The organism is Azoarcus sp. CIB (assembly GCF_001190925.1).
Classification (GTDB): domain Bacteria; phylum Pseudomonadota; class Gammaproteobacteria; order Burkholderiales; family Rhodocyclaceae; genus Aromatoleum.
Window position 1 is genome coordinate 2347396 of sequence record NZ_CP011072.1, and the last position, 26288, is coordinate 2373683.

25 protein-coding genes and 1 pseudogene are annotated in these 26288 nt (G+C 64.5%); 9 read left to right on the forward strand and 17 right to left on the reverse strand.

The window, feature by feature from the left end; genetic code table 11:
• The first annotated feature begins 189 nt into the window (after nucleotides 1–189).
• The 4 genes and pseudogenes from AzCIB_RS25075 to AzCIB_RS23765 all read left to right on the forward strand — a co-directional run bounded on the left by AzCIB_RS25075 (nucleotide 190) and on the right by AzCIB_RS23765 (nucleotide 2664).
• Complete coding sequence (locus AzCIB_RS25075; RefSeq protein ID WP_083446957.1) at nucleotides 190–666, forward strand: VF530 family DNA-binding protein; 477 nt, start codon at nucleotides 190–192, stop codon at nucleotides 664–666.
• A 108-nt stretch (nucleotides 667–774) separates the two neighbouring features.
• A pseudogene (locus AzCIB_RS25080) lies at nucleotides 775–1061 on the forward strand (AAA-type ATPase lid domain-containing protein); the annotation flags it as partial.
• A 378-nt stretch (nucleotides 1062–1439) separates the two neighbouring features.
• Entirely contained in the window at nucleotides 1440–1988 is a 549-nt protein-coding gene (locus AzCIB_RS23760; protein WP_083446958.1) for a pentapeptide repeat-containing protein, read from the forward strand.
• Nucleotides 1906–2664, forward strand: a complete 759-nt coding sequence (locus AzCIB_RS23765; RefSeq protein ID WP_353611545.1) for a pentapeptide repeat-containing protein — start codon at nucleotides 1906–1908, stop codon at nucleotides 2662–2664. Before AzCIB_RS23760 ends, AzCIB_RS23765 begins: the two co-directional genes overlap by 83 nt.
• 149 nt (nucleotides 2665–2813) lie before the next feature.
• Here the strand turns inward: AzCIB_RS23765 and AzCIB_RS10425 are convergent, their stop codons facing one another.
• From AzCIB_RS10425 to AzCIB_RS10435, 3 genes are all read right to left on the reverse strand, one after another.
• On the reverse strand, nucleotides 2814–3905 hold the full coding sequence (locus AzCIB_RS10425; RefSeq protein ID WP_083446960.1) for a S8 family peptidase: 1092 nt from the start codon (nucleotides 3903–3905) through the stop codon (nucleotides 2814–2816).
• Between the two features lie 120 nt (nucleotides 3906–4025).
• Nucleotides 4026–5018, reverse strand: coding sequence for a caspase family protein (locus AzCIB_RS10430; RefSeq protein WP_050415838.1), 993 nt, complete (start codon nucleotides 5016–5018; stop codon nucleotides 4026–4028).
• The gene (locus tag AzCIB_RS10435; RefSeq protein WP_050415839.1) at nucleotides 5018–5407 is read right to left on the reverse strand and encodes a TIR domain-containing protein; all 390 of its coding nucleotides are present in this window, start codon (nucleotides 5405–5407) and stop codon (nucleotides 5018–5020) included. The genes AzCIB_RS10430 and AzCIB_RS10435 overlap by 1 nt, the downstream gene beginning before the upstream one ends.
• A 640-nt stretch (nucleotides 5408–6047) precedes the next feature.
• Between AzCIB_RS10435 and AzCIB_RS10440 the strand changes: the two genes are divergently transcribed.
• A complete protein-coding gene (locus tag AzCIB_RS10440) occupies nucleotides 6048–6599 on the forward strand; it encodes a hypothetical protein (RefSeq protein ID WP_050415840.1) in 552 nt (183 codons plus the stop codon).
• On the forward strand, nucleotides 6596–7057 hold the full coding sequence (locus tag AzCIB_RS10445; protein WP_050415841.1) for a hypothetical protein: 462 nt from the start codon (nucleotides 6596–6598) through the stop codon (nucleotides 7055–7057). The genes AzCIB_RS10440 and AzCIB_RS10445 overlap by 4 nt, the downstream gene beginning before the upstream one ends.
• On the opposite strand, the gene AzCIB_RS10450 is transcribed toward AzCIB_RS10445, so the two are convergent.
• From AzCIB_RS10450 to AzCIB_RS10485, 8 genes are all read right to left on the reverse strand, one after another.
• Nucleotides 6985–8574 (reverse strand): rhodanese-related sulfurtransferase, encoded by a 1590-nt coding sequence (locus AzCIB_RS10450; RefSeq protein ID WP_050415842.1) that lies wholly within the window; start codon nucleotides 8572–8574, stop codon nucleotides 6985–6987. The two genes, AzCIB_RS10445 and AzCIB_RS10450, sit on opposite strands and share 73 nt — an antisense overlap.
• Before the next feature lie 102 nt (nucleotides 8575–8676).
• A complete protein-coding gene (locus AzCIB_RS10455) occupies nucleotides 8677–9672 on the reverse strand; it encodes a Bug family tripartite tricarboxylate transporter substrate binding protein (RefSeq protein WP_050415843.1) in 996 nt (331 codons plus the stop codon).
• A 28-nt stretch (nucleotides 9673–9700) separates the two neighbouring features.
• Nucleotides 9701–10708 (reverse strand): Bug family tripartite tricarboxylate transporter substrate binding protein, encoded by a 1008-nt coding sequence (locus AzCIB_RS10460; RefSeq protein ID WP_050415844.1) that lies wholly within the window; start codon nucleotides 10706–10708, stop codon nucleotides 9701–9703.
• A 29-nt stretch (nucleotides 10709–10737) separates the two neighbouring features.
• Nucleotides 10738–11475: an enoyl-CoA hydratase/isomerase family protein gene (locus AzCIB_RS10465; RefSeq protein WP_050415845.1), complete on the reverse strand. Its 738-nt coding sequence runs from the start codon at nucleotides 11473–11475 to the stop codon at nucleotides 10738–10740.
• A 28-nt stretch (nucleotides 11476–11503) separates the two neighbouring features.
• On the reverse strand, nucleotides 11504–12475 hold the full coding sequence (locus tag AzCIB_RS10470) for a glycine/sarcosine/betaine reductase selenoprotein B family protein (RefSeq protein ID WP_050415846.1): 972 nt from the start codon (nucleotides 12473–12475) through the stop codon (nucleotides 11504–11506).
• The gene (locus AzCIB_RS10475; protein WP_050415847.1) at nucleotides 12475–13875 is read right to left on the reverse strand and encodes a phenylacetate--CoA ligase family protein; all 1401 of its coding nucleotides are present in this window, start codon (nucleotides 13873–13875) and stop codon (nucleotides 12475–12477) included. The genes AzCIB_RS10470 and AzCIB_RS10475 overlap by 1 nt, the downstream gene beginning before the upstream one ends.
• Nucleotides 13876–13940: 65 nt before the next feature.
• Nucleotides 13941–15443 (reverse strand): tripartite tricarboxylate transporter permease, encoded by a 1503-nt coding sequence (locus AzCIB_RS10480; RefSeq protein ID WP_050415848.1) that lies wholly within the window; start codon nucleotides 15441–15443, stop codon nucleotides 13941–13943.
• Nucleotides 15444–15454: 11 nt separating this feature from the next.
• Nucleotides 15455–15913, reverse strand: a complete 459-nt coding sequence (locus AzCIB_RS10485; protein WP_050415849.1) for a tripartite tricarboxylate transporter TctB family protein — start codon at nucleotides 15911–15913, stop codon at nucleotides 15455–15457.
• Nucleotides 15914–16351: 438 nt separating this feature from the next.
• Here AzCIB_RS10485 and AzCIB_RS10490 point away from each other — a divergent pair, with 438 nt between their 5' ends.
• The 3 genes from AzCIB_RS10490 to AzCIB_RS10500 are packed head-to-tail and all read left to right on the forward strand — an operon-like array spanning nucleotide 16352 to nucleotide 19028.
• Nucleotides 16352–17605 (forward strand): aconitase X, encoded by a 1254-nt coding sequence (locus AzCIB_RS10490; RefSeq protein WP_050415850.1) that lies wholly within the window; start codon nucleotides 16352–16354, stop codon nucleotides 17603–17605.
• Nucleotides 17602–18024 carry an aconitase X swivel domain-containing protein gene (locus tag AzCIB_RS10495; RefSeq protein ID WP_198149661.1) on the forward strand — a complete coding sequence of 141 codons (423 nt, stop codon included), beginning with the start codon at nucleotides 17602–17604 and terminating at the stop codon, nucleotides 18022–18024. Before AzCIB_RS10490 ends, AzCIB_RS10495 begins: the two co-directional genes overlap by 4 nt.
• A 17-nt stretch (nucleotides 18025–18041) precedes the next feature.
• The gene (locus AzCIB_RS10500; protein WP_050415851.1) at nucleotides 18042–19028 is read left to right on the forward strand and encodes a Bug family tripartite tricarboxylate transporter substrate binding protein; all 987 of its coding nucleotides are present in this window, start codon (nucleotides 18042–18044) and stop codon (nucleotides 19026–19028) included.
• Nucleotides 19029–19127: 99 nt separating this feature from the next.
• On the opposite strand, the gene folB is transcribed toward AzCIB_RS10500, so the two are convergent.
• Genes folB through AzCIB_RS10530 form a run of 6 tightly spaced genes read right to left on the reverse strand, consistent with a single transcriptional unit; the run spans nucleotide 19128 to nucleotide 26288 of the window.
• On the reverse strand, nucleotides 19128–19577 hold the full coding sequence (gene folB / locus AzCIB_RS10505; RefSeq protein ID WP_050418331.1) for a dihydroneopterin aldolase: 450 nt from the start codon (nucleotides 19575–19577) through the stop codon (nucleotides 19128–19130).
• A 5-nt stretch (nucleotides 19578–19582) separates the two neighbouring features.
• The gene (locus AzCIB_RS10510; protein ID WP_232299409.1) at nucleotides 19583–20293 is read right to left on the reverse strand and encodes a sarcosine oxidase subunit gamma; all 711 of its coding nucleotides are present in this window, start codon (nucleotides 20291–20293) and stop codon (nucleotides 19583–19585) included.
• On the reverse strand, nucleotides 20286–23315 hold the full coding sequence (locus tag AzCIB_RS10515; protein ID WP_050415853.1) for a sarcosine oxidase subunit alpha family protein: 3030 nt from the start codon (nucleotides 23313–23315) through the stop codon (nucleotides 20286–20288). Before AzCIB_RS10515 ends, AzCIB_RS10510 begins: the two co-directional genes overlap by 8 nt.
• Nucleotides 23312–23623 carry a sarcosine oxidase subunit delta gene (locus AzCIB_RS10520; protein ID WP_050415854.1) on the reverse strand — a complete coding sequence of 104 codons (312 nt, stop codon included), beginning with the start codon at nucleotides 23621–23623 and terminating at the stop codon, nucleotides 23312–23314. Before AzCIB_RS10520 ends, AzCIB_RS10515 begins: the two co-directional genes overlap by 4 nt.
• Before the next feature lie 15 nt (nucleotides 23624–23638).
• Nucleotides 23639–24889 (reverse strand): sarcosine oxidase subunit beta family protein, encoded by a 1251-nt coding sequence (locus AzCIB_RS10525; protein ID WP_050415855.1) that lies wholly within the window; start codon nucleotides 24887–24889, stop codon nucleotides 23639–23641.
• A gap of 19 nt (nucleotides 24890–24908) precedes the next feature.
• Complete coding sequence (locus AzCIB_RS10530; RefSeq protein ID WP_050415856.1) at nucleotides 24909–26288, reverse strand: L-serine ammonia-lyase; 1380 nt, start codon at nucleotides 26286–26288, stop codon at nucleotides 24909–24911.

Here is a 26288-nt window from a genome sequence, read left to right on the forward strand (position 1 = left end):
CTACACCCGCATTCCGGACGGTCATCTGCCGCCTCCGGGCGAGTGCCGTGTCTGGTATCCGGACAGGCCGGCAGGTATGGCAGGTGATATATCTATTTAATTCAATAATTTTCGCGCGATATATATTGCTGCGTTTGACTGTGCTGCGACTGAAATGATGATCAATTTAAAGCTTATTTGGGCCTTGCTATGAATGGTGAGATAAATTATGAAAACAACCCCTTGCATGGTGTTAGTTTAAAAAAGTTGTTAACTGAAATCGTTGATCACTATGGCTTTGAAATTTTATTTGCCTATTTAAACATCAATTGTTTTAATAGCAATCCAAGTATAGAGTCCAGTGAAAAATTCCTTAGAAAGACGGATTGGGCGCGTGAGAAAGTTGAAGCGTTTTATTTATATCAATTTATGAATTTACCTCGCGCGTCGGCCGATCAATTTGAATTACCCCCCAGAGATCGCGTTATTCCACAGGGTCAAACGCCGGGCAAGCCGGCTGAATTGAGTCTGGAAGACGCTGAGCGGTTACGCGAAAAGCGCGCCAAAAAAACGGCTATGCGAGGCCCGGATGCAGGCCGCCGTGCCAACTCGGATAAGAGTATGTCAAATTATTCAAGGGCCTCCATTTATCGTACTTCCGATCCAATGGAGAAGTATAAAAAATAAATCTGCTTTCAGAATATTCAAAGGCAAGGCGTCGAAGGTTTTTTAGAATTATTTTGTACCATTCAAAATGGATCATGGGGTCGCTCCAAATACGCACCGACCTACCACAAGAAGATCGGAGGCATCAGCGACTGCGCGATGCAGGCGCTGCTCGCGCAAGACTGGCCCGGCAACGTGCGCGAACTGGAAAACCTCATCGAACGCGGCGTGCTGCTCGCGCAACCGGGGGGTCAGATTGAACTGCAGCATTTGTTCGCGGCCGGTCCCCCGACCCGCAGAACGACGTCGAGATCGGACGGGAGAACGGCAATCTGACCCACACGGCGCGCCTTCTCGGCATCATGCGACGCCAGCTTACGTATCGGTTGAAGCAGGACGCGAACGCCACCGAATAGGCCATTCTCGCAGACCGTGGGCTGCCGTTCCTTTGGCGGTCGGCAGTTCGGCCGTAGCCGTCATTGGCGAAAGGAGATTCTAGTGGCTGGAATCGCGCGCTTACCGGTCGGCGGCCACAAACCCCGGCCCCAAAGCATTTTCTTAGATACACGAATCGTCCCTTTTGACTAACGCCATCGTAAGGAGTAAAGGCCCCTAAGCAGCGCAGAGGAAGAGCTTCGTCATGTGAAAGCTTCGTCGGCCGCTTACTAGCAATCGATATTGAATGACGGCACAATTTACATGCTATGCATGCAAGACTGAAGCTTACCTAAGTTGGTTTTACACTTGCACACCTTGTTCTTCCAGCGAAAGATAATCTTTGGACAGACCGACGCATGAGAAAAGAGCATCAAGATAAACTGCTTTACGGCGTAAGACATTGGAACCAGTGGCGCAATGGCCATCATTGGTTTACCTCCATCGATCTGTCGCAAGTAATCGTCCGAACTGATATTCCCGGCATCGACTTGAGAGACGCCAATTTGGCTGGCGCCAATTTTCGCGGCATTTCTCTAAATAACGCCGATCTCAGGGACGCATGCCTGGAAGGCGCAAACTTTGAGGGGGCGTGTCTTGTCGGTTGTGATCTAAGGGGGGCCTTATTAGATGGTGCAAATTTCAAAAAAGCAGACTTGCAAGGAGCTCGGCTCGGCCTTCCGGATTTATTGGATACAACACTAAAACGTGCAGACCGCTATTCGTCGCCTCGAACCCAAAATACCTGCCTAAGAAAAGCCAACTTTGCGGGCGCAAACCTGCAAGCTATAACAGCAGAGAAAATTCTTGCAGAGATGAGTAATTTTGCAGGAGCTGAATTTCAGCAACGCCGATTTAACATCGGCGAATTTTCGCGGCGCAAACCTAAATGGAGCGAATTGCGTTGAGAGCAACCTTCAAGGGGCTATATTGGATCATGCAACGCTGGTCAAGACGGATTTGTCACGTGCCAATATTTCTAATTGCTCAGTATATGGAATCTCGGCTTGGGATATCGTAGTTGTGGAGGCTAATCAAGACAACCTCGCCATTACGCCTCGCGGGAGCGATCCAATAGTAACTGACAATATTGAGCTTGCACAATTCATGTACCTATTGCTCAACAACAAGAAGGTACGTGGCGTCATTGACACCATTAGCACGAAGCTAGTATTGATATTGGGAAGGTTCACGGAAGAGCGTATGTCCATTCTTAATGAATTGCGGACATATATTAGATCGACCGGGTGCATACCGGTGTTGTGCGATTTTGAGAAGCCCGGCAACCGCGATCTGACTGAAACCATCGTAACGCTAGCTCATCTTTCTAGAGCTGTAATCGCAGACCTAACAGAAGCGAGAGCCGTGGCTCACGAGCTTTCCGCAACGATTCCTAATTTGCCATCTGTCCGATTCCAGCCGATCTGTGCGTCTTCTGACATCGAGTACGCAATGTTCGAGCACTTTCGAAAATATCAGTGGGTATTACCTACCCTCTGCTACGATTCGTTGTCACAATTAAAAGCACAACTCGCGGAATCCGGTCTGTTCGTTCAATTCAATGCGAAAAGCGTCACGTCATAGACAGCATGAGACGAGTTTTTACGCTGATCGGTCCCGAGATTTATAAGAAGCGGCAGGTTAATGTTGCGAGTTCGTAGAGGAATTGATCACTACCTGCTCTCGGTAGCTGCATGCCTCGGGTCGGAATCGAATCAATCAGGCCATTAACCCTACCCTGGCGGCGCCGTTACTAAGCCTTGGCCGATGTCTGTTTCGTTACTGTTGTCGGCGAACACGTCCTTACGTGCATGTGCCAGCAATCTCGCCGTCACATTCTTGGCGTTTGGTCTCGCGCCGGAGCGACGCAGGAATTCCCACCAGAGTGCTGCGACGCCCGCGACATGCGGACAGGCCATGCTGGTCCCACTAATGGTATGCAGTCCGCCGCCCAGCCATGCCGACGTGATGTCCACGCCCGGACCGGCGATGTTTGCGAGGCTATTGGAAAAATCCGCTACAGCGTACCGCTCGGCGGCGCGACCTACAGCTGCCACGGAGATTACATCATCGGCCGCAGCAGGCAGAGAAGCAGCAATCCGGTATTCGCGGTTCACTGAGCGCCGACTCTCATTGCCGGCGGCAGCGACAATCAGCGGGGAGATGCCAAATGCAGCCTGCGCTTTAACAACGCCCATGATCGCATCGAACATGCGTAGGTTCCCGCGGTATGCCTCCAGCGCATTCGACGTAGCGAGGTCAATCGGCCAGCCATCCCGAGTCAATCCAGCCACCATTCCGGGAAAATCGAAGCCCAGTGACATGGAGATGATGTCAGCGCGCTCCTGCATTGCCCAAGTTAGTGCGTTGAAAATCATATCGGACTGACCTGATCCATCGTCTCCGAGAACCTTGCCAATCAGTGCTCGATCCACACCGCGAGCAACGCCGATGCGCTTCCCCACGTCCCGTCCAAAAATGGTCCCAGCACAATGCGTCCCATGGCCTTGTCGGTCTCCATCGCCATGACCGCTGAAATCCTTTTCGACCAAGGTGACACCGTTGAATGCGGGATGAGCGCGATCAATACCGGTATCTAGTACGGCTACCGTTACCCCTGCGCCCGAGCACCGGCTTTGGTCAGCTCTGACAGCTTCGACGCCCCAGTTCGCGTCCGAATGCCCCGGGATGGGGGCCTCGCAAGATAGGGGGGCAATCAAGCGAATCGGCATCACGGGCGCAACGAGTTCCACCCGGGGATCGGCGAGCAATTCGGCGATGGCTTGATCCGGGATCCTTTCGGTGGATAAGGCGGGTATCGCCATGTGCGCGGCAACTAATGTGTCCGAGCCACGGCCTCGCGTTTGGTGCGCCGAGTTTCGTTGAAGGATGATGTAGGGTTTGATGGCCGACTCCTAAGTAGTGAATTCGTAGGCAGTACGCTGTCAGAGGCGCTTCAGTTCCGCAAGCTTGCGGTAATGTGCACCAAGCGCGGTGAGCCTGCAGCCTTTTGAATGGATCGCCGCGTAGTACATGTGCTCGGAGTCCACCGGCACCACCAGACCGTGTCTGTTGCAATTTTGAAGTTCTTTAAAGATTCGAACGTTACTTTCATTGACTGGAACAGTCTTGAACTCGTCTGGCACATTTTCGCGGTCCGGTTCGAACGACGGGTCAAGTGGAAATATATGCGCTTGGTCGGGAAAGTACGACGGAAGTCGGCGAAGTACATCGAATGGAATCTTGGGTTCGACTTGGCGAAGCGTCACAAAACTCTGAACGTTTGCCTTGTAAATCGGGCGCTGTTCCCAAGCGCCGAGCGTCTGGTCGACATGAGAATAGAGTGAGGCCGGTGTGATATTGCCGCGTATGTCCGCGCAGCCACCTTGAAGTCCGTCGAGCAGAATGTCGGTAAAGAGTCCATGGCGCTGGCCGTCTTCAGCCGCCCCGTCGCGGTGACTTGCAGTTAGGATGGTGACGCCCACGCCAATTGCCGACGGGCTGCCGGCAGGCAATCCTGCAACTTCTCCTGCATAGCCGGAATGACAGCAATCTAGGATGACGATACTCGACCGAATCTTTGGGTGCGCACTATTTGCGAGTCCAAGGATTTCAGACAGGGACATCCCCCAAGCACCACGACGACCATCGCTACCGACGATGTAACCAGCATCCGTCTCGGGATTTAGAATCCCGTGTCCGGCGAAATAAAGTAGCACGGTCTCGGCCTCGCCACCTCTGAACAGTTCGGAAACCGCTTGTTGAACAGCCGCATTTCCGACGTCGTCATCATTGCTGGTTAGCGTCCGAACGGAGAAGTTCGGTGAACCGTCCCCATTAGTTTGAAGCAGCTGTGAAACAGCAATGGCATCGTTAACGCATCCGCGCAAAGGACTGTTTGAATAGTCATCGATCCCGATGACGAGCGCTCGCTTCATCAGCGACCTCCACCGACTAGATTCTTGAGATTTTCCCAAGTCCACTTATACAGCTTGTCGGCGTCCTTGGCTGCCCTAGGCTTCTTGCACGTCTTTTCTGCATAGCCCTTGAGCAGAAAGTACGAGACGCCTTCTTCTTGCGCGATCTTAAGCTCTGCGCTTACGCCAGTAGCCGTGTCAGTGTGCTCTCCGCAGATGACACAGACAACGTCAACAGCCTTGATACGCGTCCGGGCCTTGGCTTTCCAGTTGTCGTCGATGTGTTCCTTGATCGACCAATCGGCGAGTTCGAAGGGGCTGCCTTCATTCTTTGCTTGACCGACAAGGAACGTCTTGAGCGTTTCGTCGTAATCGTAGTCGAAACTGATAAAAACCCGTATCTTGGCCATTAAGCGTTCCTTTTTCGATGATTTAAGACCTGCTTATTTTTATTTGATCAAGATATCGGATCGATATCTTCAGCGGTCATAAGCGTCGTGGTAAGCCCACGAATGGCTAATAAATAGGTTATAGGAGTTCGCCACGGCGCCACGCAGAAATTTCCGTTTTTCGTTCGCGCCTGCGGAATTTCGTGAAATCGGAATTTATCCGATTAGCGCGCTATATGCCGTTGGCGATGTATGTTGCAAGAAATGAAATGTTACCGCAAGAGGACGGCGGTGGAAATCACAACATCGCATTTGGCTAACCCTTTTAGACCATGAGCGATTAACTAACGGGTAGCGGGTCCGCCGCTTGTCGTAGTGGTTCGCTATACGCGAGGCCTGCGGCCCCTATCGGTAGGGACCGGATATAGGGAGAACTGCGAAGCAATATTCAAGGCCGGCTTGCGGCCTCCAACTGCTGACGCATACATTGCGGTCGTAGTTGGCACAGCTTTGCCGACGGCCGGTCAGGCCGAGGACTTGCCGGTCGTCAGCCCAACGGTGCTACATGATTGCCCGGGGGTGCGAGCGACGGCACAATGCCGTCGGTATTATCCGACCATCCTTTATTTCCGCACTCCCTGTTGAGCCCCTGAAGGATCCGATGCAGTTGGTACACTCTCGGCGATTCATTTCCGCCTTCCTTGCGGCCTGCTGCGGCCTGTTGGCCGCGGCGGCGGGCTTCGCTCTCGTCCGCGCCGGAGGTTCATTGCCGGCGCCGGTGAGCGGCTTCGCCTGGCTGATGGTGATACTGATGGTCGTGGGACTGCTGATCGGGCTGCGAGATACCTGGCGACCGCCGCTCATGTATCGCGCCGACGAGCGCGGCGTAACGATCTTCTACCAGGCCGACCGGCGCCGTTTCGCGGGACCGGGCGTTTTCCTGCCGTGGGACTCGGTGACGAAACTGACCTTGGAAAAGCGTATTTGCAGGGGCCACACCGCAAGGAAAGTGAATATCTGGGTGGTGGTCTGCGCCCTGGACCGCGAGGCGCCGTTCCCGGTCGCGCAGCATAGTTCGGCATGTGAAGACGAGGACCATCTGGTGTGCCTCGATGCCGTGTCGGGGACTCCCTCCGGTGAAGAGATGCTCGCGCGACTGCGAAATTTGTGGGCGCGCGGCAAGCGCCGAAGAAGGGGCGCGAAGTCTCCATGACGAACGAACGGAAAGTCCCACGCTGGCTTCCGCTGTTCTTCGTGGTGATCGGCGTCTACGTGGTGCTCCTGTCGCTCGGCGTCATCCCGGATCTTCCCCATTCGAAGAAACAGGGGCTTTTCGCGACGCCGCATCACTGGCAGATCACCAGTTTCGGTGTCGCCTTCCTTTGCGCCGGCGTCTCGGCGGCCTTCCCGGACCGGCGTCATTGGCTGCTGTTCCTCAATCACACGGTTCTTCTCGTTGCCTTCCTGGCGCCGACGACCTGGGTGCTGTTCTTCTCCGGCGCCGTTAGCCGGCCGATGCAGATTTTCGGCGGCATCCCGCTCGTCATCGGCGGACTGCTGGGTCTGTGGCGGTTTGCACGGTTCAACTCACGCGTGGATCAGATCACCCGGAAGCCGTGCGTGCCGTCGCGGGCGAGCTGCGCGACGAGGCCGAATTCCCAGTCGAGATAGCCCTGCATCGCCTCGCGGGGGTTGTCGGGGCCCTCGTAGGGGCGGCGATAACGGTCGATCGGCGGCGATGCGAGCCGGGTCTCGCCCGATTCCAGCGGCAGTGCCGCCGCTGACCATGCGCGGTTGCCACCGTCGAGCAGCCACACGCCCGCATCGACAAGGGCGTCCAGCTCCGGCGCCGCAAAGCTCGCAAGCAGGCCGTCGTCGCACGTGAGGATGTAATGCTGGTGACGCGGGAGTGCCTGCAGCGCATCGGCGAGCTGTGAGCGCAGGACGAAGTACGCGCCGGGTATGTGGCCCTGGCGGTACTGGGCGCTGGGGCTGAAGTCGAGCACGGCAACGTCCTCACCCGCGACCTGCCAGCGGGCGAGCGTTTCGGGCAGGATGCGGCGGATGCGCGGCAGGGACGGTAGCGGCGCACGCCACGCGCCCTGCTCACGAAAATCGACCGCGGGGACGTCGTCGATGACGTGGACGTCCCAGCCCATTTGCGCGAGCCACGAGGCGGTCATGTTGGCGCGTACCCGGTCGTTGTCGACCAGCACGATGCGCGCGCCGCGCACCGGGGCCACCATTTCCGTCTCCTGCACGAGCTGGCCGCCCGCCACCGGACGGAATCCCGGCAGATGGCCGGACTCGTATTCCTCGGGCGTGCGCACGTCGAAGAAATAGGTGCTGCGGCCCTGCTGCGAGCGCCAGCGATCGACGTCGGCGAGCGTGGCACGCTGCACGCCGGCGCGTTCGGCGAGCGCACGGGCTGCCTGTGCGGCGCGCGCGCGGTTGGCCTCGGAGACTTCGCTGAAACGACGCTCCTGCCCGCGTTCGAGGGCCAGCCCCGCAAGGGTCCAGCCGATCGTGCCGTTGCGCAGCGCCGCGACGGGGTTGGGGATGCCCGCGTTCACGAGCGACTGCGTGCCGATGATGCTGCGCGTGCGTCCGGCGCAATTGACGATTACCTGCGTCGCCGGATCCGGTGCGAGTTCGGCGATGCGCAGCACCAGCTCCGCGCCCGGCACGCTGGTCGCGGTCGGGATGCTCATGGTGTGGTATTCGTCGAAGCGCCGCGCGTCGACGATGACGATGTCGGCATTGCGGTCGAGCAGCGCCCTGACCTCCTCCGCCGCGAGCGACGGCGTGTGCCGTTCGGCCTCGACGAGCTCACCGAAGGCCTTGCTCGGCACGTTCACGTCACGGAACAGCTCGCCACCCGCTTCCCGCCAGCCGGCCACTCCACCCGCAAGCACGGTCACGTCGGTGTAGCCGAGGGCGGCGAGGCGCGCGGCGGCGGTTTCGGCGAGACCTTCGCCGTCATCGAGCACCACGATGGGCACGTCTCGCCGCGGGAGTTTCGCGTATGCATCGAGTTCGATGCGCCCGAGCGGGAAGTTCGCCGCGAACAGAGGATGGGCCTGTGCGTGCGGGTCTTCTTCGCGCACGTCGAGCAGCGCGATTTCGCGGTGTTCGAGCAGGGCGGCGCGAACATCGGCGTAGGTGCGTGTTGCGATCTTTCCGGGCATCGGATCAGCTCCAGAGGTTGGGACCGACGTCGCTGGCGTAGCCGGAGACGAGGGGTTTCGCGAAGCCGGTCTGCGGGTCGAACACGTCGCGCGCGCTCGTCCTCATTCGATGCGCGCCCCCGATTCGGCGATGACCTTGGCCCATTTCGCGCTGTCCTCGCGGATCACGCGCGCAAACTCGCCCGGCGTGCTGGTCTCGACGTCGAGGCCCTGCTCGGCCAGCCGCGCCCGCGTCGCCGGCAGGCTGGCGATACGCGCGAACTCGGCGTGCAGGCGCTCAACCACCGGCTTGGGTGTCGCGGCCGGAACGACGATGCCGAACCACGACGCCACCTCGAAGCCCTTCAGCCCCGCTTCGGCGGCGGTCGGCACGTCGGGCAGCACGGGCGAGCGCTTCGCGCTGCTGATCGCGAGGCCCTTGACCTTGCCGGCCTTGACCTGCGGCGCGAGGACGGCGAGCGTGTCGAAGGCGAGATTGACCTCGCCGCCGAGCAGCGCGGTGACCGCGGGCGCACTGCCCTTGTAAGGCACGTGCAGCAGATCGACGCCGGTGAGACTCTTGAAGAGTTCCCCCGAGAGGTGGCACAGGGTGCCGTTGCCGCATGACGAGTAGCTGATCTTGCCCGGCTGCGCCTTCGCGGTGCCGACGAGTTCCTGCAGGGAATTGGCGCTGACCGTGCCGTTCGCGGCGACGACGTAGGGCACGGACGCGACGATCGCGACCGGCGCGAAGTCCTTGACCGGGTCGTAGCGCAGGTCCTTGGCGAGAGTCGGCAGGATCGTCAGCTGTCCGGCCGGGGCCAGCGACAGGGTGTAGCCGTCGGGAGCCGACTTCGCCGCGGCTTCCGCCGCGATGGCGGTGCCGGCACCCGGCTTGTTCTCGACGACAACGGGCTGGCCGAGCGCTGTCGACAGCTGTTCCGCATAGAAGCGGCCGACGATGTCGGATGCGCCTCCGGGCGGGAACGCGACGATGAGCTTCAGCGGCTTGCTGGGATAGACGTCGGCATGCGCGCCGATCGACAGCAGCGAGACGACGCCGGCTGCGACGACACGGACGAGTCCGGCGCGGATATTGGTTTTCTTGTGTGCAGGCATGGATGGCTCCAAGGGATATGAATCGGGATCAGTCGAAACGGATGGCGGCCTCGCGCACGACGCGGCCGTACTTGGCGTGGTCGTTGCGGATCAGCTCGGCGAACTTCTCGGGGCTGGATGAGCGCGCCTCCAGCCCCTGGGCCGCGAGCTTTTTGCGCACGGAGGGCTGGGCGGCGGCGCGCGCAATCTCCGAACTGAGGCGGGCGACGATCTCGGGCGGGGTGGCGGCGGGGACCGCGAGGCCAAACCAGGAGGTGACTTCGAAATCCGGGTAGCCGGCTTCGGCGACGGTCGGCACCTCGGGCAGCAGGGGCGAACGCTCGCGCGACGCGATCGCGAGCCCGCGCAGCTTGCCGCCGCGGATCTGCGGGGCGAGCACCGTCAGCGTGTCGACTGCGAGGTTCACTTCGCCGCCGAGCACCGCCGTGACCGCGGGGGCGCTGCCCTTGAACGGCACGTGCAAGATGTCGGCGCCCGTTGCGAGCCCGAACGATGCGCCGGCAAGATGGGTGATCGTGCCGCTGCCGCTCGACGAATAGGACAGCTTGCCCGGCTGTGCTTTCGCCTGCGTCACGAGCTCCGTGAGGTTTTTCGCCCGCACGGAATCGTTCGCCGCGATGACGAGGCCGGTAAAGGCCAGCGTCGACACCGGAGCGAAGCTGCGCAAGGGGTCGAACTTGAGGTTCTTCGCGATGTGCGGCAGCACCGTCAGCTGCCCGGTCGGCACCAGCGACAAGGTATGGCCGTCGGCCGGGCCATTGGCCACCGCTTCGGCGGCGATCGCGGTTCCGGCGCCCGGCTTGTTCTCGACGACGACCGCCTGCTTGAGCGATTCACCGAGCGCGTCGGCATAGATGCGGGCCACCGAGTCGGCGGCGCCCCCCGGCGGGTAGGGCACGATCAGCCTCAGCGGGCGCGCGGGCCAGGTCTCGGCATGTGCCGCGAAGGGCGCACTGAGGGCGGCCAGGGCGGTCAGCGCGAGGAACGGGATGAAACGTCGTCGCGACAGCGCGCGCGGGGATTGTGATGGATTCATTCTCTCTTTCCTATGTCGGGGGATGGCTTTCAGCGCCCGGCGAACTGCGGCGCGCGCTTTTCGATGAAGGCTGCGATGCCCTCGTGGTAGTCCTCGGCGCTGTTCACCGCCTCGACGCGCGCGCGGGCGATCGCCGCCGCTTCCGAAGGCCCCTTCGGCAGCACCTGCCCGACGTAGTCCTTCAGCATTCCGACCACCAGCGGCGCATTGGCGGCGATCTGCTGCGCCAGTTCGCGCGCGACGTCAAGCTGCTGGCCGAGCGGCACGACGCGATTCACGAGGCCCGCCTCGTAAGCGCGCTGCGCTGAAATCGAACCGCCAACGAGCAGCAGCTCCATCGCGACCTTGTGCGGGATGCGGGCGGCGAGCGAACTGATCAGGCCGCCGCTGTAGCCGACCTTCGCTTCCGGGTAGGACAGCACGGTGTTGTCGGCAGCGACCGCGAGGTCCGCCATCTGCACCAGCACCAACCCGCCGCCGACCACGAGCCCGGCGGTGACGGCGATCACGGGCTTCGTCACCGGCACACCGACGCCGGGCACCGCGCGCCAGAAATCGTGCGGGATGTCGCGCAGGTCGGCGCCGGCGGTGAAGGCGCGTTCGCCGGTACCGGTGAGGATCGCGACGCGGTCGTCGCTCGCGTTGAAGCGGTGCCACGCGGCGTTGAGCTCGCGCACCACGTCGTGGTTGATGATGTTGTACTTGTCCGCGCGATCGATGGCGATTTCGGCAATGCCGTTGCGCGAGGTATACGTGACTGAGGACATGGGCTCCTTCCTGTGCTTGAGGTTCGTTTCAGTTCGTCGTGGTGGCCGCGTCTAACGGCGCCACTGCCGCACGCAGGTCGCGGGCGATCAGCCGTGCGCGCTCGTTGTCGGCGCGCAGGCGTGCCAGTTCGTCGGCCGGCAGGCGGGCGGCGTTGGCGTAATCGAGTTTCCATACGGCATCGGTCGCCCATCGCAGCGGCGACTGCACGGTGGTGCGCGCCGCGGGCGCCGCTTCCAGCAGGCGCAGCGCGAGTTCCAGCGTGTAGTCCTGGGACGCCACGTCGTCGGGGCGGCCCGCGGCGTTGCCGAGCGGAAAGTCGCTGAACAGGAAGCGCGGCACGCCTGCGTACTCGACGATGTCCTTGGCGCAGCCGAGCACGACGGTGCCGATGCCGGCCGCCTCGAGCTCGCGGGCCACCAGGCTCAGGGTCTGGTGGCAGACGGGGCAGTTGGCTACCAGCAGCGCCGCATCGACGCCATCTTCGCGGCAACGGGCGACGATTTCGGGCGCATCCACGTCGAGCGTGCGGCGCTGGCTGCGGTTGGTCGGCGCGCCGTGAAAGCGCGCTGCCACGGCCCCGACCCGACCCCGCGCCACCGCCCGGCGCAGCGCCGGCAGCGGGAACCAGCAGGCGCTATCGGCCATCGACGCGTGCTTGCGGTCGATACCGACGTGGGCGATGCGCAAGTCGTGGTCGACCGCGCTGTCGCCCGAATACACCTCGTAGAACTTCGCGGCCGCGTTGTAGGGCGCACCCGGCCCCTGCGGCCCCTTGTCGGGCTGGTACGGCGCCGCCGTCGTGACGATGGTCAGCCGGCTCGCCGACAGCGGTTTCGCGAGCGGCGCGAACGGCACCTCGGCGAAGTGTGCCCACACGTAGGGGTTGTCGTAACCCAGCGCGAGGTAATAGTCCCGCGTGCGCTCCATGTAAGCGATCGGCCGGTCGTGCGCCGGTGCGAATCCAAGGATCGCGGATTCGTCGATGTCGGCGCCCGCCATCACGCCCCCTTCCCCACGATCTCGATCAGCTTCGTCTTCGCACCACTGCGCGGGAAGCTGCCGAAGGGCACGATCTCGACCTGCGGGCGGAAAGTGAGCAACTCACGGATGCGCTGCTCGATGCGTGCGCCGAGCGCCGGCCAGTCTGCGGTCGGGGTGTCGGCCGCGGCCTCGATGGCGAGGCGCAGCGGCGGTTCGACGCGCGGGGGCGGTGCGTCGAGGCGGATGCGCAGCTCGCCCGAGACCTGCGGACGGAACTGGCCGACCACGTTCTGGATCGCCGCCGGATACACCTTCACGCCCTTGATCGCGAGCATGTCGTCGACCCGGCCGATGATCTCCATGCGCGTGCCGAAATGGCCGCAGCCCGGGCACTCGCCGACGTGGAGGCGCAGGATGTCGCCGGTCGCATTGCGGAACGCGGGCGCCGCTTCGTACTCGAGCGCGGTGTGGACCGCCTCCCCGACCGCGCCGTCCTTCAGCTCGAGCGGCGCCTTCGTGGCCGGATCGACGAGGTCGTAGCGGAAGCAGTAGTCCTCGGCGAGGTAGTGCATCCCGTGCGAATGCTCGCTGTCGCAGGTAATCGTGCCGTTGTGCCAGGCGCCGCCGGTCGCATCGAAAACCTGCGCGCCGAAGTGCTCGCGCACGCGCTGACGGAAGGTCGGCAGGCTCGCACCGGGTTCGCCGGAGCAGTAGATGATTTCGATGCCGAGTGCGCCGACCGGCTTGCCGATCTCCTGCGGTGCCCGCTCGATCAACTGGTTCACCATCGACGGCGTCGCGAACAGCACGCGCGGACGTGTCAGTTCGATGTAGCGCAGGATCTTCGGCACCCCACCCTCCGCCCCGACCGCCACCGGCCGCGCCCCGTAAGCTTCGAGCGCCTGCACGTAGGTGATGCCGGCAAGCCACAGCGACAGCCCGAACGCATGGAAGGTGGTGTCGCCCGGACGAATGCCGGCGGCGCGGAACATGCGGCCGAGCACCTTGTAGGTGATGTCGAGATCCTTGCGCGAGAACACGTAGAAGGTCGGCGTGCCGGTGGTGCCGGAGGTCGCGGCGAGATGGATCGCGTTCTCGGGGGCGGTCGTCAGGTGCAGCCCGAGCGGATGCCCGTAGCGCTGAAGGGAGGCATCCTGCGAGTCGCGATGGCGCGCCTTGTCGAGGAAGGCCGGCAGGCGGCGGAAGTCGTCGAGCGTGCGGATCGCCTCGGGCGAATCGATGCCGGCCTCGAGGAAACGCTGGCGGTAGTAGTCCTCGTTGCCCCACACGTAGCGGATCTGACGCTTGAGCTTGTCGAAGCGGCGGGTATTGAGGACGGCGAGGTATTCGGCGGGGTCGCGTGTGGGCACGTCGAAGTCGTGGAGCGCGGCATTGGCACGCGGCGGATGGATGGTCATGACGGATCGGCTCCGGAATGGAAACGGGATGGGGAAATGCGTGTTTGCGGCGAGGAACGGTGGCGTCAGCCTTCGGCGAACGCGACCTCGCGGGTCGCGCGCAGGCGCGGCAGGGCCATGACGACGATGAGGCCGAGGGCCAGGAGCAGCAGCGCCAGGCTCAGCGGACGCGTCACGAACACCGTCGGATCGCCGCGCGACAGCAGCATCGCCCGGCGCAGGTTCTCCTCCAGCATCGGCCCGAGCACGAAGCCCAGCAGCAGCGGCGCGGGCTCGCAGCGCAGCTTGATGAAGAGGTAGCCGAGCAGGCCGAAGGCGACGGTCAACAGCACGTCGAACATCTGGTTGTTCACGCTGTACACGCCGATGCAGCAGAACAGCAGGATCGCCGGATACAGCATCCGATACGGCACCGCGAGCAGCTTCACCCATACGCCGATCAGCGGCAGGTTCAACAGCAGCAGCATCGCGTTGCCCACCCACATGCTGACGATGACGCCCCAGAAGAGCTCGGGCCGCTCGCTCATCACCTGAGGGCCGGGCACGATACCGTGGATCATCATCGCGCCGATCATCAGCGCCATCACCGCATTCGCAGGCAGGCCCATGACCAGCAGCGGGATGAAGGAGGTCTGCGCGCCGGCGTTGTTCGCCGACTCCGGCCCGGCGACGCCTTCGATGGCGCCCTTGCCGAAGCGCGACGGATCCTTCGCCAGTCGCTTCTCGACCATGTAGGACGCGAACGAGCCCAGCATCGCGCCGCCGCCCGGCAGCACGCCGAGCAGCGAACCGAGCGCGGAGCCGCGCAGCACCGGCTTCCATGAGCGGCGGTAATCCTCGCGCGACGGCAGGATGCGCCCTACCCGCAGCGCCGCCACGTCGCGCCGTTCGTCGCGTTCGAGGTTCGCGATGATCTCGCCGATGCCGAAGATGCCCATCGAGATCACGACGAAGCTGATGCCGTCGGCAAGCTGCGGCAGGCCGAAGGTAAAACGCTCCTCGCCCGAATTCACGTCGACACCGACGAGACCCAGCAGCAGCCCCGCGAGCGTCATCGCCACCGCCTTGAGGATGTCGCCTTGCGCCAGCACTACCGCGGCGACGAGGCCGAGCACCATCAGCGCGAAGTATTCCGCCGGCCCGAATTTCAGCGCGAAGGCGGCGAGCGGGGTCGCGGCCACGGCGACGACCAGCGTCGCGACGGTGCCGGCGAAGAAGGAGCCGATCGCCGCGATGCCGAGCGCGGCGCCCGCGCGGCCCTGCTTCGCCATCGCATGGCCATCGAGGCAGGTGACTACCGACGACGACTCGCCTGGCATGTTCACGAGGATGGCCGCCGTCGAGCCGCCGTACTGCGCGCCGTAATAGATGCCGGACAACATGATCAGCGCGGACGTCGGCGGCAGGCCGTAGGTCACCGGCAGCAGCATCGCGATCGTCGCGACCGGCCCGAGCCCCGGCAGCACGCCGATCAGCGTGCCAAGCGTCACGCCGGCGAAGCAGTACAGCAGGTTCGTCCAGGTGAAGGCGGCGTCGACACCGATCGCAAGATGAGACAGCAGTTCCATCACAGCACCACTCAGGCAGGGCCGACCGGCAGGGGCACGCCCAGGCCGTAGGCGAACACCGCCACGCCGAAGGCCGACAGCACGGCGCTCAGCCCCAGCAGTTCGCCGAAGCGCACTTCGCGATGCGCGTGGCCGCTCACCAGCGTCAGCGCCACCGTCGCGAGCACGAGGCCCAGTTGCTGCACGACGAGTGCGAACACGATGACGCCCGCCCCGACCAGCACCGCCGGCCGCAACGCGAAGCCGTCGTCCTGGGCCGGCTCGTCATCCGTCACGTGCACGCTGCGAATCAGGACGATCGCACCGAGCACCGCGAGCACGGCACCCAGCAGCAGGGGGAAATAACCGGCCCCCATGCGCATCGCCGACCCCAGCGGATACCCGGATGCGGTATGGCTTCCGGCCAATCCGAGAAGAATGAACAGAAGGCCTGCGAACGAATCCCGACGATTGAGAATCCTGATTTTCATGGCGATCCCGGGTGAATCCTGGCAATGACGATGAAGCCAAGTTAACACCCGTAATCGAAGCCACAAATCTCGATTTCTGCATTGCAAATCATGACGGAACAAAAACTGAAACCCGCGTCAGATCAGGAAAGCAGCCGCTCCATCACTCCCACTCGAGAGCCACACAATTTGATTCGCATGCGATGAAGTCAATATCGCGCGAACTGCAATCAATAATTTCTGCATAACAAATCGGGTTTTCTTGTTTCTGTTCGCCAAGTCGGATGAATAGAGTTTTGGCATTGACGCGCCGATCGTCGAGCGACCTTCGACGATCGATTACCAATACTCAGGAGCCAATCCGATGACCGCTGCAGAAAACCCCGACAAGCCGAATAGAGCCGCACCCGATCCCGCCGATCCTCTCATCGCTGCCGCCGTCGTCGGAGCGGCGTTCTGATGCGGCTCAGTGCACTCGAACAGGCGATGCTCGCGGGCGAACACGGCGAAGCCGTCGCCGAGGCCATCGCCTACCAGATCCGCGTCGGCGAATTCTTCGGCGCAGAAGACTTCGTCCCGATCACCAACGCCCACATGATGGGCGACATCGAGGTCATGGGCGACAGCGGCCTCGCGCACCTCGGCTGCTTCCGCAGCAAGGGCGCGCGCTGCCGCGTGCCGGTGACCACCAACGCGCGCTGTGCCGACTTCGCCCATGCCGCGCGACTCGGGCAAGACGAAGAGGAAATAGCCAAGGAAAGGCGCCTGATCGCGCACCTGCAGGCGATGAACGTCGTCACCACTGATACCTGCATCAACTACCAGACGGTATATCAACCCCACCTCGGCGAGCACGTCGCATGGGGCGACACCGGCACCGTGATCTACGCCAATTCGGTGTTCGGCGCGCGCACGAACTTCGAGAGCGGCCCCGCGGCGCTTGCCGCCGGCATCACCGGCCGCACGCCGCGCTACGGCTTCCACCTCGACTGCCATCGCCGCGGCACCTTCCGCATCGTGGTCGACACCGATCTCGACGACCTCGCCGACTGGGGCGCGCTGGGCAAGCTGGCGGGCGAGTTCCGCCAGGACTACTACGCCGTCCCGGTCTTCGAAGGCCTGCGGCGCACGCCGACGGCGGACGAACTGAAGCATCTCGGCTGCGCGCTCGCGAGCTACGGATCGATGGGCATGTACCACATCGTCGGCGTCACGCCCGAAGCGCCTGACCTTGCAACGGCCTTTGGCGGCACGCCGCCGGAGCCCGCCCTGCGCATCGGCCGTGCCGAACTCGACCGCGTGTATGGCGGCTACGACGTGTCGGACCCGCACGCGACGCTGGTGGTCTTCTCCGGTCCGCAGCTCTCGCTCTTCGAACTGAAGGCGCTCGCGGAGCGCTTCGCGGGCCAGCGCGTACATCCCGGCTGCCAGGTGTTCGTCACCACCGGCCGCGGTCCGGCTCGCGACGCCGAGGCACTCGGCTACCTCGCGACGCTGCGCGAGGCCGGCGTCACGATCCTGGAAGGGGTGTGCTTCTACATCCTGCAGAACCTCTCTGAGATGCGCAGGCGCAACGGCTGGCACAACCTGATTTCAAACTCGGCCAAGCTCGTGAACATCATCGGTGCGCATCGCTTCAACACCATCCTGCGGCGCACCGACGAGTGCGTCGCCGCGGCGCTCACCGGACGTGTGACGGGCGCGCAATCGTGAGCGAGCGACAGCACATCGCCAGCCTGCGTGTCGCACGCGCGGTCGGAGAGCCGGTCGAGGGCCTGGCGCTCGTCTCCACCGAAGGCTTCTCGCCGCGCTACGACCTCGACCGCTGGACCGGCCTGATCACGAAACCGGGCCACAAGCTCGAAGGCCGCAGCATCGTCGACCGCATCTGCTTCTTCCCTACCGCCAAGGGCGGCATCGCCGCCGGCTGGGCCTTCCCCGACATTGCGGCCAAGAAGCTCGCGCCGCGCGCGCTGGTGTTCGGCGTCACCAACCCCGTCATGGTGCAAGGCGCCGCGTTTGCCGGCATCACGCTCACCGAAGGCTGGGAACCGGATGCCCTCGCGCTCGTGCGCAACGACGACCTCGTGCGCATCGACCCGGCCGAACGCCTGATCCACATCTATCGCTGAATTCCATGGAGCCCACCATGAGCCCCTCGCTGCACTTCCTCCGCCGCCTCCTGCCGGTCGCTGCCGCACTCCTCACGGCCGCCGTCCCCACGAGCGTTCCCGCCGCCGACACGCCCTACCCCGCGCAGCCGATCAAGCTCGTCGTGCCCTTCCCGCCGGGCGGTCCGACGGACATCGTCGCGCGCCCCTTCGCCGAGGCGCTAACGCGCAGCCTCGGCAAGCCGGTGGTGATCGAGAACCGCGGCGGCGCGGGGGGCAACGTCGGTGCCGACAACGTCGCGAAAGCGAATCCGGACGGCTACACGCTGCTCCTCGGCACGGTCGGGACGGCCGCAATCAACCCCGCGCTCTACGCCCGGCTCAGCTACGACCCGCGCAAGGATCTCGCGCCCGTCGCCATCCTGGCCGCCGCGCCGGTCGCGCTCGTCGCGCATCCGTCCGTCCCCGCCAACACCGTGGCTGAACTGCTCGCACTCGCCGACCGCCAATCGCTGCGCTTCGGCACTGCCGGCAACGGCACACCGGGCCACCTGACCGGCGAGATGTTCAAGCAGGCGAGCGCCGCCCCGCTCACCCACGTCCCCTACAAGGGCAGCGCCGCAGCGCTGCAGGATCTGCTCGGCGGCCACATCGAACTGGCGTTCGATCCGCTCCAGTCGGTGTTGCCGCACGTCCGCGCCGGCAAGCTCAAGGTCATCGCGGTCAGCTCGGCCGAAGCGTCGCCCGTGCTGCCGCAGGTCCCGACCTTCGCGCAGGCCGGCGTGAAGGTCGAAAGTACCGCCTGGTGGGGCCTGTTCGCCCCCGCCGGCACGCCGCGTCCGATCGTCGATCGGCTCGCCGCCGAACTGCAGGGAGCGGAACAGAGCGGCGACGTGCGCCAGCTCGAGAGCATCGGTCTCACCCTCAGGCAGATCGCCCAGCCCGCCGCCCTCGACACCTTCCTTACCGCCGAAAGCACCAAATGGGCGAAGGCCGTCAGGGACTCGGGCGCGAAGGTCGACTGACGCGAAGCAGCACATTTTCCCGCCGGTCGCGGCATGGTCCTGCCAATTCCCGGACCTCCGCACCTGGTGGCCGGCCGATCGAACACCCTGCCACTGCGGCTATGCCCGCAGCATCCCCACCCTACGCCGCCGGATCGAGACGCCGACGCTGTCTGCGGCGTCGAAGATTGCCGGCTTGCTGACGCTGATCGCAACCGACGAGAGCTCGAAGCCCGCGAGCAGCGCGTCGGCGACGTTCTGCGCGAAGGCTTCCAGGAGCACCGCGCGGTTCACCTGCGCGAGCCGGCGCACGGCCGCGAGCACCTGGCCGTAGTCGACCGCGTCGCGCAGGTCATCGCTGGCGCAGCAGCGCGCGTGCTGCAAGCCCAGTTCGAGGTCGATTACGAGCGGCTGGGGCGCGTGGCGTTCGTGCTCGTACACGCCGATCAACGCCTCGACGCGGACGCCGCGCAGGAAGATCGTGTCCTCGCAAGTCTCCGCGGGCGCCGCGGCCGGGACGGCGAGGCCCGGCCGCGCGGGCGCCGGCGCTTCGATGCGGTCGAGCCTCATCGCCTTCACCTCGCCTCGGTCGCCAGCTCGCGTGCGGCATCGCGGGCGGCCGGACGGGCCGCCTCGCCCGCCGCGACGAAGACGCCGAATTCCTCCGCCGCATCGAGGATCCAGCTATAGAGGTAGTCGGCGAAGCTGCGCCGGATGACGAGTTCCCAGCGCGCCTCGCCGACACGCCGGATCACCGCCGAGCTCTTCGCAAACACGCTCGTGACCCCCTTGCCGACCGGGAAGTTGCGCGGATGCACGTCGTAGGGCGTGCATTTCATCAGCAGCTCGCGCACGCAGGGGCCGCTGAGTTCCAGCACCGTCTGCCCGCCGCTGGTGTTCATCACCGCGTAGTGGCCGCTCAACTCCGCGCGCAGCGCCGCCTCGGCAGCGAACTCCTGCCCCGACGGCACGATGATCAGCCACTCGTCGGGGGACATCCACTGGATGCTGAGGCCGCGCGCCTCGTCGAGGGAGATCGGCCCCAGTTCGAGCGGCAGCGCCAGACCGAGCGCCCGCTCGACACCGTTGCGGAACGCTTCATCACCGGCGTTGCCGCGCAGCACGAGGTGGCCGAGGAAGGCCTTCTCGCACACGACCACCCTCGCCTCCTGCTGCGAGGCGGCCTGCGCGACGTGCGCGCGGGTCATCGCCAACGGGGATTCCGACTTCACCGCGACGCGCGGATTCAGTTCCATTTGGGCGAACTCAGGTGCGAACTCAGACATGATGACGTGCTCCTTCCGCATCGTAGAAGACCGGGCTCACGACCTCGGCCGCATGCACCCGGCCGTCGGCCATCGGCAGATAAACGGTTTGACCCATGCGCTGGCTGCCGCCCTTGAGGACGGCGAGCGCGAACGAATGACCCAGCGTGGGGCTGAAGTAGCTCGAGGTGACGTGCCCGACCATCGGCATGGGGATGCGGATTTCCTTGTCGAGCACGATCTGCGCGCCTTCGTCGAGCACGAGCTTCGAGTCGATCGGCTTGAGGCCGACGAGCTGCTTGCGGTCTTCGCGTTTCGTGTCGGGGCGCGTGAGCGCGCGTCGGCCGATCCACGAGAACGGCTTCTTGTAGCCGACGCACCACTGCATGCCCAGGTCCTCCGGTGTCACCGAGCCGTCGGTTTCCTGGCCGACGATGATGAAGCCCTTCTCGGCGCGCAGCACGTGCATGGTTTCGGTGCCGTAGGGCGTCAATCCATACTTCTCGCCCTTCTCGAACAGCGCCTTCCACACGTGCATCGCATGGTTCGCCTGCACGTTGATCTCGTACGACAGCTCGCCGGTGAAGGAGATGCGATAGACGCGGGCCGGAACGCCGGCGACCGTGCCTTCGCGCATGTCCATGAACTTGAAGTTCTCGCCCGAGAGGTCGATGTCGTCGGTGAGCTCCGCGAGGAGCTTGCGCGCGTTCGGTCCGTTGATCGCCATCGCCGCCCAATGGTCGGTCACGGAGTTGAAATACACCTCCAGCTCCGGCCACTCGGTCTGGTGCCACAGCTCCATCCAGTCGAGCACCGCCGCGGCGCCACCGGTCGTGGTGGTCATGTGGAAGTGGTTCTCGGCGAGGCAGGCGGTGACGCCGTCGTCCATCACCATGCCGTCGTCCTTGCACATGAGGCCGTAGCGTGCCTTGCCGACGTCGAGCTTGGTCCAGGCGTTGGTGTAGATGCGGTTGAGGAACTCGCGGGCGTCCTTGCCCTGGATCTCGATCTTGCCCAGCGTCGAGGCGTCGAGGATGCCGACGCCTTCGCGCACGGCGCGGCATTCGCGCTGCACCGCCTCGTGCATGGTCTCGTTGCCGCGCGGGAAGTACCACGGGCGCATCCACTGGCCCACTTCCTCGAACTTCGCGCCGTGCTCGACGTGCCACGCATGCAGCGCGGTGTAGCGACGGGGATCGAAGAACTCGCGGCAGTGGCGGCCGGCGATCGCGCCGAAGGTGATCGGCGTGTAGTTCGGGCGAAAGACCGTGGTGCCGGTCTGCGGGATCGTCTGCTTCAGGCAGCGCGCCGCGATGGCCATGCCGTTGATGTTGCCGAGCTTGCCCTGGTCGGTGCCGAAGCCCATGCCGGTGTAGCGCTTGACGTGCTCGATCGACTCGAAGCCTTCGCGCGTGGCAAGCTCGATGCCGGCGGCGGTGACGTCGTTCTGCGGGTCGACGAACTGCTTGGGCGCGCGCATCGCGGGTTTGACGTGCGGCACCTGGTAGAGCGCCACCGCCTTGCCTTCGCGCAGCTTGGCGACCTTGGGCAGCGCGGGCGCCTCGGCCTTGAAGCCGGTGCGCTGCGCGGCCGCGGCACCCGCGGCGGCACCGTCGGCCAGGGCGTCAGGAAGCGCGCCCTTGCCATGCACGCCGCCCACCGGGGTCATGCCGGGCACCTTGCCGGGCACGAAGCCGAGGATGTCGTCGCGCCACTCGGGGCGCGCGCCGGTGTGCGCCGCGAGATGCACGACCGGGCTGTAGCCGCCGGAGGTGGCGATGGTGTCGCAGGCGAGCGTCTCGACACGGCCCGCGACGCGGAAGCCGCCGATGTCGATGCGGGCGACCAACGCACCGCTGACACGCTTCTTGCCCTGCGCCTCGATCACCGCGGAGCCGGGGATGATGCGGATGTTGCGCGCACGCGCCTCATTGACGAGGTCGCCCTCGGGATGCTCGCGCGCATCGACGATCGCGACCACCTCGCGGCCGGCATCGATCCAGTCGAGCGCGGCGCGGTAGGCGTGGTCGTTCGAGGTCGATAGCACCAGGCGGCGGCCCGGCGCGACCGCGTAGCGGCGGATGTAGGTCGACACGGCGCCCGCGACGAGACTGCCCGGCACGTCGTTGTTCGAGAACACCAGCGGACGCTCGTGCGTGCCGGTCGCGAGGATGACTTCGCCGGCGCGCACGCGGTGCAGGCGCGCACGCACCTGGCGGCGGCCGTTGATGCTGGGCGCGAGGTCGGCGAGATGCTCGGTGCGACGCTCGTGCAGCGTCACGAAGTTGTGGTCGTGGTAGCCGTTGGCGGTGGTGCGCGGCAGCACCAGCACTTCGGGCAGGGTCGCCAGTTCGGCGAGCACGGCAGCCGCCCAGGCCGAGGCCGGCCGGCCGTCGATGAGTTCGCGCGAATCGAGCAGCGATCCGCCCATCTCCTCCTGCTCGTCGCACAGGATCACGCGTGCGCCGGAACGCGCCGCCGCCAGCGCCGCGGCGAGACCCGCCGGGCCCGCGCCGATCACCAGCACGTCGCAGTGGCGGTTGATGTGGTCGTAGAGGTCGGGGTCCTTCTCCTTCGGCACGCGCCCGAGACCCGCCGCCTTGCGGATGTACTTCTCGTACTTCGGCCACATCGACGCCGGCGACATGAAGGTCTTGTAGTAGAAGCCCGGCGGCATAAAGCGACCACCGATGCCGCCGATCACGCCCATCAGGTCGCGGTCGACATTGGGCCAGCCATTGGTGCTCGCGGCGACGAGCCCGCCGTAGAGCGCCTGCTGCGTTGCACGCACGTTGGGCACCTGGCCGGCTTCGGTCGCGCCAAGCTGCACGATCGCATTCGGCTCCTCGGCGCCGGCGGCGACGATGCCGCGCGGCCGCGAATACTTGAAGCTGCGGTTGACGACATCGACGCCGTTGGCGAGCAAGGCGGACGCGAGCGTGTCGCCGGCGAAGCCCTGGTAGTCGACGCCGTTGAAGGTGAAGCGCAGCGGGCGGCTGCGGTCGATGCGGCCCCCGGTTCCCAGTCGATTGCTCTGGCTCATTTTGACGCCCCCTTGTCTGCGGACTGGCCGGCGACCATGGATGGCTTCTGGCCGACCTTGTAGGTTTCGAGGATCTGGTAGCTCACGGTGTCGCGCGTGGCGTTGAAGAACTTGCGGCAGCCGGCGGCGTGGTACCACAGCTCGTGGTGCAGGCCGCGCGGGTTCTTGCGGAAGAAGAGGTAGTTGCCCCAGTCCTCGTCACTGGTCGATTCGGGCGCCACGGGGCGCGCGATGTGCGCCTCGCCCTTCGGGCGGAACTCTTCCTCTTCGCGGTATTCCGCGCAGTGCGGGCAGTAGATGTGCAGCATGATGTGCAGCTCCTGTCAGTGCGCGACGCCCGCGGCGCCGTGCTCGTCGATGAGTTTTCCGGAGATGAAGCGGTCGATCGAGAACGGCGCGGCGAGCGGGTGCGGCTTGCCGGCGGCGAGGGTCGCCGCGAACACGTTGCCCGAGCCCGGGGTCGCCTTGAAGCCGCCGGTGCCCCAACCGCAGTTGAAGAACAGGCCGCCGACCGGCGTCGCGGAGATGATCGGGCACGCGTCCGGGCAGGTATCGACGATGCCGCCCCACTGCCGGTTCATGCGCACGCGCGAGAACATCGGGAAGAGCTCGACGATGGCCTGCAGCGTGTGCTCGATGGTCGAGTAGCTGCCGCGCTGGCCGTAGCCGTTGTAGCCGTCGATGCCCGCGCCGATGACGAGGTCGCCCTTGTCGGACTGGCTCACGTAGCCGTGCACCTTGTTCGACATCACGACGGTGTCGAGGATGGGTTTCATCGGCTCGGACACCAGCGCCTGCAGCGGGTGCGATTCGATCGGCAGCTGGAAGCCGGCCATCTTCGCGAGCACGCCGGAGTTGCCGGCGGTGACCACGCCCACCGTGTCGGCGGCGATGAAGCCACGGTTGGTCTCGACGCCCAGCACCTTGTTGCCGCTCTTACGGATGCCGGTGACTTCGGTCTGCTGCAGCATGTCGACGCCCAGCGCATCGGCGCCGCGCGCGAAGCCCCAGGCCACCGCGTCGTGACGCGCGACGCCGCCGCGCGGCTGCCACGAGGCGCCCATGATCGGGTAGCGCGTGTTCTTCGAGCAGTCCATGATCGGCACGATCTCCTGGATCTGCTTCACATCCAGCACCTCGCCGTCGATGCCGTTGAGACGGTTGGCGTTCACACGCCGATGGATGTCGCGCATGTCCTGCAGCGTGTGCCCCAGGTTCATGACGCCGCGCTGGGAGTACATCACGTTGTAGTTCAGATCCTGCGACAGGCCTTCCCACAGCTTCATCGCGTGCTCGTACAGCCACGCGGCCTCGTCCCACAGGTAGTTCGAGCGCACGATGGTGGTGTTGCGCGCGGTGTTGCCCCCGCCCAGCCAGCCCTTCTCGACCACCGCGACGTTGGTGATGCCGTGTTCCTTGGCGAGGTAGTACGCGGTGGCGAGCCCGTGGCCGCCGCCGCCGACGACGATGATGTCGTACTTCTTTTTGGGCGTCGGGTTGCGCCACGCCCGCTGCCAGTTCTCGTGGTAGGTGAGCGCGTGCTTGACGAGCCCGAATCCTGAGTAATGTTGCATGACTCTGTTCTCCTGATCTTCAGCACTCGATGACATTCACGGCCAGCCCGCCGCGCGAGGTTTCCTTGTACTTGTCCTTCATGTCGCGCCCGGTGTCGCGCATGGTCTTGATCACCTTGTCGAGCGACACGAAGTGCTTGCCGTCGCCACGCAATGCCATGCGTGCGGCGTTGATCGCCTTGATCGAGCCCATCGCGTTGCGCTCGATGCACGGCACCTGCACCAGCCCGCCGACGGGGTCGCAGGTGAGCCCGAGGTTGTGCTCCATGCCGATCTCGGCGGCGTTCTCGACCTGCTCCGGCGTGCCGCCCATGACTTCGGTAAGCGCCCCGGCCGCCATCGAGCAGGCGACGCCGACTTCGCCCTGGCAGCCGACTTCGGCACCGGAGATGGAAGCGTTTTCCTTGAAGAGGATGCCGATCGCCGCGGCCGTGAGCAGGAAGCGCACGACGCCGTCCTCGGTCGCGCCGGGGATGAAGCGGTAGTAGTAATGCAGCACCGCGGGGATGATCCCGGCCGCGCCGTTGGTCGGCGCGGTGACGATGCGCCCGCCCGCCGCGTTCTCCTCGTTCACCGCCAGCGCGTAGAGGTTCACCCAGTCCATCGTCGTGAGCGGATCGCGCAGGCTGGCTTCGGGGGTGCCCGAAAGCTTGCGGTGCATCTCGGCGGCGCGGCGCTTCACCTTCATGCCACCGGGCAACGTCCCTTCGATCTCGCAGCCGCGCCGCACGCAGGCCTGCATCACCTTCCAGATGTGCAGCAAGCCGTTCCTCGTCTCGGCTTCGCTGCGCCAGGCCTTCTCGTTCTCCAGCATCAGCTGGCTGATCGAGAGCTCGTTCACCGCGCACTGGGTGAGCAGCTGGTCGGCGCTGTGGAAGGGATACGGCAACTCGGTGCGGTCCTCGACGATGCGGTCGGCGCCGGCGGCTGCCTCATTCACGACGAAGCCGCCGCCGACCGAGTAATAGACCCGGCTCACGAGCTCGACATCGCCCTCGCCGTAGGCCGTCAAGCGCATGCCGTTGGGGTGGTAGGGCAGCGTCTGGCGGCGCAGGAAGACGAGGTCGGTCTTCTCGCAATATGCAACCGGATGCAGCCCCATCACGGACAGGCGCTTGGCCTCGCGGATGCGCACGAGGCGCGCCTCGACCGTATCGGGGTCGATGAGATCCGGGGCCTCTCCTTCCAGCCCCAGCAGCACGGCCGTGTCGCTGCCGTGGCCCTTGCCCGTCGCGCCGAGCGAGCCGTAGAGCTCGGCCTTCACCCGCCGCACGCGCGCCAGCAGCCCGTCGTCCTTGAGGCCGGACGCGAAAGTCAGGGCGGCACGCATGGGTCCCACGGTGTGGGAACTGGACGGGCCGATGCCGACCTTGAACATCTCGAATACGCTGATCGCCAT

Excerpts from the sequence above, each read along its gene's own strand:
- AzCIB_RS25075 (WP_083446957.1), top strand. The coding sequence starts at position 190 with ATGAATGGTGAGATAAATTATGAAAACAACCCCTTGCATGGTGTTAGT.
- AzCIB_RS23760 (WP_083446958.1), top strand. The coding sequence starts at position 1,440 with ATGAGAAAAGAGCATCAAGATAAACTGCTTTACGGCGTAAGACATTGG.
- AzCIB_RS10425 (WP_083446960.1), bottom strand. The coding sequence starts at position 3,905 with ATGGCGATACCCGCCTTATCCACCGAAAGGATCCCGGATCAAGCCATC.
- AzCIB_RS10430 (WP_050415838.1), bottom strand. The coding sequence starts at position 5,018 with ATGAAGCGAGCGCTCGTCATCGGGATCGATGACTATTCAAACAGTCCT.
- AzCIB_RS10435 (WP_050415839.1), bottom strand. The coding sequence starts at position 5,407 with ATGGCCAAGATACGGGTTTTTATCAGTTTCGACTACGATTACGACGAA.
- AzCIB_RS10440 (WP_050415840.1), top strand. The coding sequence starts at position 6,048 with ATGCAGTTGGTACACTCTCGGCGATTCATTTCCGCCTTCCTTGCGGCC.
- AzCIB_RS10445 (WP_050415841.1), top strand. The coding sequence starts at position 6,596 with ATGACGAACGAACGGAAAGTCCCACGCTGGCTTCCGCTGTTCTTCGTG.
- AzCIB_RS10450 (WP_050415842.1), bottom strand. The coding sequence starts at position 8,574 with ATGCCCGGAAAGATCGCAACACGCACCTACGCCGATGTTCGCGCCGCC.
- AzCIB_RS10455 (WP_050415843.1), bottom strand. The coding sequence starts at position 9,672 with ATGCCTGCACACAAGAAAACCAATATCCGCGCCGGACTCGTCCGTGTC.
- AzCIB_RS10460 (WP_050415844.1), bottom strand. The coding sequence starts at position 10,708 with ATGAATCCATCACAATCCCCGCGCGCGCTGTCGCGACGACGTTTCATC.
- AzCIB_RS10465 (WP_050415845.1), bottom strand. The coding sequence starts at position 11,475 with ATGTCCTCAGTCACGTATACCTCGCGCAACGGCATTGCCGAAATCGCC.
- AzCIB_RS10470 (WP_050415846.1), bottom strand. The coding sequence starts at position 12,475 with ATGGCGGGCGCCGACATCGACGAATCCGCGATCCTTGGATTCGCACCG.
- AzCIB_RS10475 (WP_050415847.1), bottom strand. The coding sequence starts at position 13,875 with ATGACCATCCATCCGCCGCGTGCCAATGCCGCGCTCCACGACTTCGAC.
- AzCIB_RS10480 (WP_050415848.1), bottom strand. The coding sequence starts at position 15,443 with ATGGAACTGCTGTCTCATCTTGCGATCGGTGTCGACGCCGCCTTCACC.
- AzCIB_RS10485 (WP_050415849.1), bottom strand. The coding sequence starts at position 15,913 with ATGAAAATCAGGATTCTCAATCGTCGGGATTCGTTCGCAGGCCTTCTG.
- AzCIB_RS10490 (WP_050415850.1), top strand. The coding sequence starts at position 16,352 with ATGCGGCTCAGTGCACTCGAACAGGCGATGCTCGCGGGCGAACACGGC.
- AzCIB_RS10500 (WP_050415851.1), top strand. The coding sequence starts at position 18,042 with ATGAGCCCCTCGCTGCACTTCCTCCGCCGCCTCCTGCCGGTCGCTGCC.
- folB (WP_050418331.1), bottom strand. The coding sequence starts at position 19,577 with ATGAGGCTCGACCGCATCGAAGCGCCGGCGCCCGCGCGGCCGGGCCTC.
- AzCIB_RS10510 (WP_232299409.1), bottom strand. The coding sequence starts at position 20,293 with ATGTCTGAGTTCGCACCTGAGTTCGCCCAAATGGAACTGAATCCGCGC.
- AzCIB_RS10515 (WP_050415853.1), bottom strand. The coding sequence starts at position 23,315 with ATGAGCCAGAGCAATCGACTGGGAACCGGGGGCCGCATCGACCGCAGC.
- AzCIB_RS10520 (WP_050415854.1), bottom strand. The coding sequence starts at position 23,623 with ATGCTGCACATCTACTGCCCGCACTGCGCGGAATACCGCGAAGAGGAA.
- AzCIB_RS10525 (WP_050415855.1), bottom strand. The coding sequence starts at position 24,889 with ATGCAACATTACTCAGGATTCGGGCTCGTCAAGCACGCGCTCACCTAC.
- AzCIB_RS10530 (WP_050415856.1), bottom strand. The coding sequence starts at position 26,288 with ATGGCGATCAGCGTATTCGAGATGTTCAAGGTCGGCATCGGCCCGTCC.